The following is a 7,479-nucleotide window of genomic DNA, read 5'->3' on the forward strand; positions in this document are numbered from 1 at the left end:
ACCACGCTGCGCAGCGTGGTGCTCCCGCCGTACGGGGGCGACACCCTCGTCGCCAACGCGGCCGCGGGATACAAGGACCTGCCCGCCGAACTGCGGGAGATCGCCGACCGCCTGTGGGCCGTGCACACCAACCACGCCGAACAGCCGCGCCTGGGCACCGAGCGCGGTGAGGAGGTCCGCAGGGCCTTCCTGGCACGCCGGTTCGAGACCGCCCACCCCGTGGTCCGGGTCCATCCCGAGTCCGGCGAGCCCGTCCTCTTCCTCGGCGGCTTCGCCCAGTGGCTGGTCGGCCTGTCGCCGCGCGAGTCGCGCCCCCTCCTCGACGTGCTGCAGTCCTACGTGCGGCGCCCGGAGAACACCGCGCGCTGGACCTGGCGCCCCGGTGACGTCCTGGTCTTCGACAACCGCGCCACCCAGCACTACGCCGTCAACGACTACGACCGCCACCGGCGCGTGCTGCACCGGGTCTCCATCACCGGCGACGTGCCGGTCGGCCTGGACGGGAAGCGGAGCTACGCCATCGAGGAGGGCGCGTGAGCCGCCCCCGCGCCCAGGAGCCGGCTTCCTTCGCCCGGCGCCTGCGCGACCGCGAACGGCTCGTCGGCTACTGGATCGCCCTGAACGACCCGGCCGCCACCGAGCGCATCGCCGGCCTGGGCTACGACTACCTCGGCGTCGACGGCCAGCACGGCGTCATGCACCAGCCGGGCTGGCAGTCCGCGATGCTCGCCGTCGACGCCCGCGGCCGCTCCGCCGGGATCATCCGGGTGCCCTCACCGGACCCGGTGGCCATCGGTGCCGCCCTCGACACCGGCGCCCGCGGCGTGGTCGTGCCCATGATCGAGACGCCCGAGCAGACACGCACCGTCGTCCGCGCCTGCCGCCACCACCCGGCCGGGACCCGCAGTCTGGCCGGGCCCGTGCGGGCGGAGCTGCGCCTGGGCGACGTGCCCGCCGGGATCGACGACCAGATCGCCTGCATCGTCATGATCGAGACCGCTGCCGCGCTGGAGAACCTGGACGCCATCTGCGCCACCGAGGGACTCGACGCCGTCTACGTCGGCCCCGCGGACCTCTCCGCGGCCCTGGGCGCCCGCTGGTTCGGCGACCCCGCCACCGCCGACGCGCTGGAGGCCGCGCTGGTCCGCGTCACCGGTGCCGCCGGCCGGGCCGGGATCGCCTGCGGCATCCACGTCCTGGACGGCGAGAGCGCCGCCAAACGGCTCGCCGAGGGTTTCACCTTCGCCACCGTCTCCAGCGACATCACCCACCTGCAGCAGGCCGCGGCCCGCCACCTGGCGGCCGCCGGCGGGCACCTCGCCGCCTGAACCGGCCGCCGTATCCCACCACTTGGGGAACAGTGATGACAGACACGGACCTGCGACCCGGCCGGGCCGCCCCCCTCGCCCGGTCGCTGGAGGACCTGGTCGGCGGCACACCGCTGCTGCGGGTCGGCCTGCCGGGCCTCGCCGACGGCGTGACCCTGCTCGCCAAACTGGAGATGCTCAACCCGCTCGCCAGCGTCAAGGACCGCGCCGCGCTCGCCATGATGCGCGCCGCCGAGGAGTCGGGCCTGCTGCCCGCCACCGGCGGCACCGTCGTCGAGTGCTCCTCCGGCAGCACCGGCATCTCGCTGGCCGCCCTGTGCGCCCGGCGCGGGCACCGCTGCGTCGTCGTGATGCCCGACAACGCCACCGAGGAGCGCCGCCTGATCCTGCGCGAACTGGGCGCCGAGGTGGTCCTGGTCCCGCACGAGGACGGGTTGACGGCCGCCTGGGCGCACGCCGAGGAGCTCCAGCGCTCCCTGCCCGGCTCGTGGCTGCCGCGCCAGGACCGCAACCCGGCCAACGTCCGCGCCCACTACGACACCACCGGCCCGGAGATCTGGGAGGCCACCGGCGGCCGCGTCGACGTCCTGGTGTGCGGGGTGGGCACCGGCGGCACCCTCACCGGAACCGCCCGCTACCTCAAGGAACGCACCGGCGTGCACGTCGTCGCCGTCGAACCGGCCCGCTCCGCGGTGCTGTCGGGCGGCGAGGGCGGCCCGCACGGCATCCCCGGCATCGGCGCCGGCTACGTCTCCGACATCACCGACCTCACCCTCGTCGACGAGGTCGTCGCCGTACCCGACGAGGCCGCGGCCGCCACCGTGCGCGAGGTGGTGCGCGCCACCGGCCTGCCCGTCGGGGTGTCCTCCGGTGCCGCCGCGTGGGCCTCCCGGACCGTCGCCGCGCACCCCCGGTGGGCGGGCGCCACGGTCGTCACCGTCTTCCCCGACAGCGGGGAGCGCTATCTGTCGACGAGGCTTCGCTGACCGTCCTCTCCGCACGGAAAGACAGGCAGACATGTGCCGGATCCACGGCTATTTCAACGCGGCGGCCACACCGCACGAGATGTGCACCGTCGCCGCCCTCCAGCGCCACGGCGGCCCGGACGCGACCGGCATGACCCGGGCCCCCGGCTGGGGCCTGGGCTACGACCGGCTCGCCGTCGTCGACCTGCACGGCGGACAGCAGCCGTACGGGCTCGGGGGCCCCGTCCAGGCCGTGTTCAACGGGGAGATCTACAACCACGACGAACTGCGCCGCCGGCTGCGGGCGCGCGGCCACGTCTTCGCCGACCGCTGCGACGGCGGCGTCGTCCCGGCCCTGTACCTGGAGTACGGCGAGGACTTCACCGAACACCTCGACGGCATGTACGCCATCGCGCTGGTCGACCGGCGCGGCGACCTGCCCCGGCTGCTGCTGGCCACCGACGGGATCGGGATGAAGCCGCTCTACTACCGGTGGGACGAGGCGGCCCGCTCCCTGCACTTCGCCTCCGAGATCCCCGCCCTGCTGGGCTTCGGCCCGGTCGGCGCCCGGATGCGGGACACCGCTCTGGACGCCTACCTGGCCACCCGTACGCCCTTCGGCGAGCAGACCATGTTCGAGGACATCGAGGTACTGCCGCCGGGCACCACGCTCGTGTGCGACCTGGGCGGCACCCCGCGCCGCGGGCGGCGCGTGGCGGCCGCCGCCGAACTGCCCGAGCCCGACAGGGCCGCCGAACGGGTGCGCGACCGGCTGCGCGAGGAGGTCGGCCGGCTGCTCGTCGCCGACGTGCCCGTCGCCCTGATCACCTCGGGGGGACTGGACTCCAGCCTGGTCACCGCGCTGGCCGCCGAGCACGGCCCCGTGCACTCCTTCAACATCGCCTACCGGGGCGACTGGCCGTTCGACGAGCGGCACTTCGCCCGTGCCGTCGCCGAGCACGCCGGCACGGACCACCACCAGGTCGAGATCGACCCGGCCGACTTCCCCGCCCTGCTGGAGGAGACCGTCCGGCACCTCGGCCAGCCCAACGCCGACCCGATCGCCCTGAGCACGTACGCCCTGTTCCGGGCCGTACGGCAGGCCGGGTTCACCGTCGCGCTGACCGGGGACGCCGCCGACGAGGTGTTCGGCGGCTACGCGCGGATGCGCGCCGCGGCCCGGACGGCCGCGGCCGGCGGCGACTGGGTCGGCGCCTACCTCGACGCGCTCTCCGCGGCCCCGGCCGCGACGCGCGCCGGGCTCTACACCGACGCCTACCGCGACCACCTGCGGCACGTCTCCCCGCTGCCCGAGACGGCCCGTCAGGACCTGCTCCACGGGCCCGGCAGCGTCCTGGAGCGCATCACCCGCTTCGAACTGGGCCACCGCCTGCCCGCCTACCACCTGCGCCGCGTCGACCACCTGAGCATGGCCGCTTCCGTCGAGGCGCGGCTGCCGTTCTGCCAGCGGTCCGTGGTGGCCCTGGGCCGGGCGCTGCCCGATGCCCTGCGCATCGACGGCGGGCAGGTCAAGCGCACCCTGTACGCGGCCGCCCGGGGACTGCTGCCCGACGGTGTGCTCACCCGGCCCAAGCAGCCCTTCACCCTGCCGGTCAGCGCGATGCTCGCCCCCGGCACGGCCCTGTGGGAGTTCGCGCGGGACCTGCTCCGGCCCGCACGCCTGGCCGCCGACGGGCGGCTCGAGGGCGGCGCCGTCGACGCCCTGTTCGACGCGCAGGCACTCCGCCCGGACGAGACCACGGCGTCGACGCTGTGGGCCCTGCTCGTGCACGAGGTGTGGCGCGAGCGGTTCCAGGACGCCGCAGGCCTCGGCGCCCCGTCCGCCCCCGTGGCGGTGGCGGCGTGATCGGCCACCTCGCCCACGCCGCCGGCAGCCCCTGCCCGACGTTCGTGCTGGACGCCGCCCGGCTGCCGCGCGAGGACACGGCGCTGCTGGGCCATCTGACCGAGGCCCGCCGCTACCTGACCTCCGCGGGCGGCGCCCACGTACTGAAGATCGCCCTGGTGGAACCGTCCGCGCACCCGATGTTCGACCTCGACTACCGGTTCGTCCAGGCCCTGCCCGGCGGACCCGACCGGTTCGACGTGCGCGGCTCCTGCGGCCACTCGGCGCTCGCGGCGGTGGTCGCCGCCGCCCGCTCGGGCATGCTGCCGCGGCTCGTGCCCGGCGCCCGGGTGCGGGTACGGGTGCGCAACACCGGCGACAGCGTGGTCTGCGAGGTCGACCGGGTCGAACGCGACGAGGTCGGCTTCACCGTCACCTTCGTCCAGCCGCGCCCGGTGCCCTTCGCCGAGTTGCTGCCCACCGGGCGGACCCGGACGGTGCTGGAGGCCGACGGGCAGCGCGTGGAGGTGTCGATGGTGGCGAGCGCGAACCCCTACGCCTTCGTCGACGCGCGCGCACTCCAAGTGACCGACGAGGCCGCCCTCTTCGCCGCCGGCGGCGATCTGCTGCGGCGCCTGGAGTCGCTGCGCGCCGCCGCGGCCGAACGGCTCGGCTGGCCGCCCGGCGGCGCCTTCCCCAAGATCGCGGCCGTGCTGCCGGCGGAGGGCGGCGGCATCGCGGTGCGCGCCCTGACCGTGCCCGGCTGGCACCCCGCCCTCGCCCTGACCGGGGCGGTGTGCCTGAGCACGGCCGCGCGCATCCCCGACACCGTGCCCTGGCACATCACGCGCGAGACGGACGCCGGCGACGGGCGCCTGGACATCACCACGCCGGGCGGCAGGGTGGCCGTCACCGCGGTCGTCTCCCTGTCCGGCGGCGCCGACGGCGATGGAGCCCTGCTGTGGTCCTCCGTCGCTCGCAAGCACGTCACCTTCCAGGGCTCCTTCGCCCTGGCGCCCCTCAGTCACCTTCAATTCGAGGAGGTTGCCCAATGCCTGGCGCTGTCGGGAGCCGTATGACACCACGGCTGACGCCCGCGTTGCGCGCACTGCTGCGCGAGGGCGCCGAGCAGGCCGACGCGGCCGGCGAGGTGGACCGCGAGGCGCTGGCGGCCCTGCGCGCCAGCGGCCTGCTGGCCACCGCCGTCCCCACCGCGCACGGCGGTGCGGGCCGGGACGCCGCCGCGGTGAACGCGCTGGTCGAGCAGATCGCCGCCGTCAACCCGTCGATGGCGATCATCGCGTTCCAGCACTTCGCCGTCAGCGCCCGGATCGCCGACTGGGGCACCGCGCGGCAGCAGGCCCGCTGGCTGCCGTCGCTGGCCGACGGGACCTGGCTGGCCGCCTCCGCGTGGAGCGAGAGCGGGGCGGGCGCGGCCAAGCAGAACCTGTCCACGGCGGCGGAGCGCCGCGCGGACGGCACCTGGGTGCTCAACGGCTCCAAGACCTTCACCACCGGTGCCGGCGTCGCCGACCTCTACCTGGTCCTGGTCCGCACCGCCCGGCCCGCCGGCGCACCGGCGGGCGGCTACGGGGCGGCGGGGCAGACCTTCTTCCTCGTCGGCGCCGACAACCCCGGGCTGGTCCCCGACCTCGGCCCGGACCTGGCCGGCATGCGGGGCTCCGCGACCGGGCTGGTCACCCTCGACGGGGCCGTCGTGACGGACGCCGACCGGCTCGGCCCGGAGGGGCGGGCCGCCACCGTCATCGCCTCGGTCCGCGAGAGCGGGGCCAGCCTCGGAGCGGTAGCCGTCGGCACCGCGCAGGCCGCCTTCGACCTGGCCGTCGCGCACGCCCGCGACCGCGGACTCATGGACCTGCCCGCCGTACGACACCGGCTGGTGGGCCTGGCCACCCGGCTGGAGGCGGCCCGCGCCGTGGTGGAGCGGGCCGGGGCGCGCACCTCCGCCGACCCGGGCCTGACCACCCTGCACAGCAAGCTGCACGCGACCGAGGCCGCGGAGGAGATCTGCCTCGACGTCGCCCGCATGCTCGGCTCGGCCGGATACCGGGACGGGGCGCGGATCGGCCGCCTGCTCGCGGACGCGCGCGGCGTCTCCCTCATGGGCCCGACCAACGACCTGTGCCGGGAACTGGTGGCGGTGTCGTGGACCGGCTGACCCCCGCCCCCGAACTCGTCGTCAGCGGCCGCAGGCTGGTCACCCCGCAGGGCGTGCGGCCCGGCCACGTGTCCGTCTCCGGCGGGCGGATCACCGCCGTCACGGACACGGACCCCGGGCCCGCAGCAGCCGCCCGCCTCGACGCGGGCGAGCACTACGTGCTGCCCGGACTCATCGACTCCCACGTCCACTTCCGCACTCCCGGCCTGACCCACAAGGAGGACTGGGAACACGGCAGCAGGGCCGCCGTCCGCGGCGGCGTCACGACCGTGATGGACATGCCGAACACGGTGCCGCCCACCCTCGTCCCCGAGGCGGTGCTCGCCAAGGCGGCCCTCGTCGACGGCCACTCCCTGGTCGACTACCGGTTCCACCTCGGACTCGACCCGGACCACCCCGAAGCGCCGGCCGGGCTGGAGCCGCAGATCGCCACCAGCGTGAAGATCTTCATGACCGGGCACCACACGGCGCCCACCGTGGTGCGCGACGCCGGCCAGCTGGAGAAGGCGTTCGCCGCGGCGGCCGAGGGCGGCGTCCAACTGGTCCTGCACGCCGAGGACGACGGACTGTTCTCGCTGCTGGACGCCTGGTGGGGCGAGCCCGGCAGCTACCTGGAGTACGAGGCGCGCCGCCCGCGCAGCGGCGGCATCGTCGCCGTCGCCAAGGTCCTCGAACTGGTGCGCCGGCACGGCACGCGCGCCCACATCCTGCACCTGTCCAGCGCCGAGGAGGCCGACCTGGTGTGCGCGGCGCGGGCGGCGGGGCTCCCCGTCACCTTCGAGGTCACCGGGCACCACCTGTCGTTCACCGACAAGGACACCCGCCGTCTGGGCGCCCGTACCCGGCTGTCGCCGTCCATCCGCGGCACGCGCGACCAGGACCGGCTGTGGCGGGCGCTGCGCGACGGCCAGGCGGAGACGCTGGGCAGCGACCACGCCCCGCACACGGTCGCGGAGAAGACCCGGGGCGTCGCCCAGTCGCCGCCCGGGCTGCCCGGCGTCCAGGAACTGGCGGTCGCCGTCTGGACGGGCATGCGCAGGCGCTGGCCCGAGGAGGACCCCGACACGGCCGCCGTACGGCTGGCCCGGCACCTGTCCGCCCGGCCGGCGGAGCTGTTCCGGCTGCCCGGCAAGGGCCGCCTGGAGGCGGGCGCCGACGCCG

The 7,479-nt window shown here is 75.7% G+C and carries 7 protein-coding genes; all 7 read left to right on the top strand.

Annotation, left to right across the window (positions count from 1 at the left end):
• A partial coding sequence (locus B7L92_RS11920; protein ID WP_143626302.1) for a TauD/TfdA dioxygenase family protein occupies positions 1-537 on the top strand: 537 nt, incomplete at its 5' end.
• A complete protein-coding gene (locus tag B7L92_RS11925; RefSeq protein WP_081237404.1) occupies positions 534-1,328 on the top strand; it encodes an HpcH/HpaI aldolase family protein in 795 nt (264 codons plus the stop codon). The genes B7L92_RS11920 and B7L92_RS11925, both read left to right, overlap by 4 nt.
• Before the next feature lie 35 nt (positions 1,329-1,363).
• On the top strand, positions 1,364-2,314 hold the full coding sequence (locus B7L92_RS11930) for a PLP-dependent cysteine synthase family protein (RefSeq protein WP_081237405.1): 951 nt from the start codon (positions 1,364-1,366) through the stop codon (positions 2,312-2,314).
• Between the two features lie 31 nt (positions 2,315-2,345).
• Positions 2,346-4,160, top strand: a complete 1,815-nt coding sequence (asnB, locus tag B7L92_RS11935) for an asparagine synthase (glutamine-hydrolyzing) (RefSeq protein WP_081237406.1) — start codon at positions 2,346-2,348, stop codon at positions 4,158-4,160.
• Positions 4,157-5,218, top strand: a complete 1,062-nt coding sequence (locus B7L92_RS11940; RefSeq protein WP_081237407.1) for a PrpF domain-containing protein — start codon at positions 4,157-4,159, stop codon at positions 5,216-5,218. The genes asnB and B7L92_RS11940 overlap by 4 nt, the downstream gene beginning before the upstream one ends.
• Positions 5,215-6,318, top strand: a complete 1,104-nt coding sequence (locus B7L92_RS11945) for an acyl-CoA dehydrogenase family protein (protein ID WP_081237408.1) — start codon at positions 5,215-5,217, stop codon at positions 6,316-6,318. Before B7L92_RS11940 ends, B7L92_RS11945 begins: the two co-directional genes overlap by 4 nt.
• Positions 6,306-7,479, top strand: a 1,174-nt coding sequence (locus B7L92_RS11950; protein WP_081237409.1) for a dihydroorotase, incomplete at its 3' end; no start/stop codon positions are given. The genes B7L92_RS11945 and B7L92_RS11950, both read left to right, overlap by 13 nt.

The organism is Streptomyces viridosporus (genome assembly GCF_002078235.1).
Taxonomy (GTDB): Bacteria; Actinomycetota; Actinomycetes; order Streptomycetales; family Streptomycetaceae; genus Streptomyces; species Streptomyces viridosporus.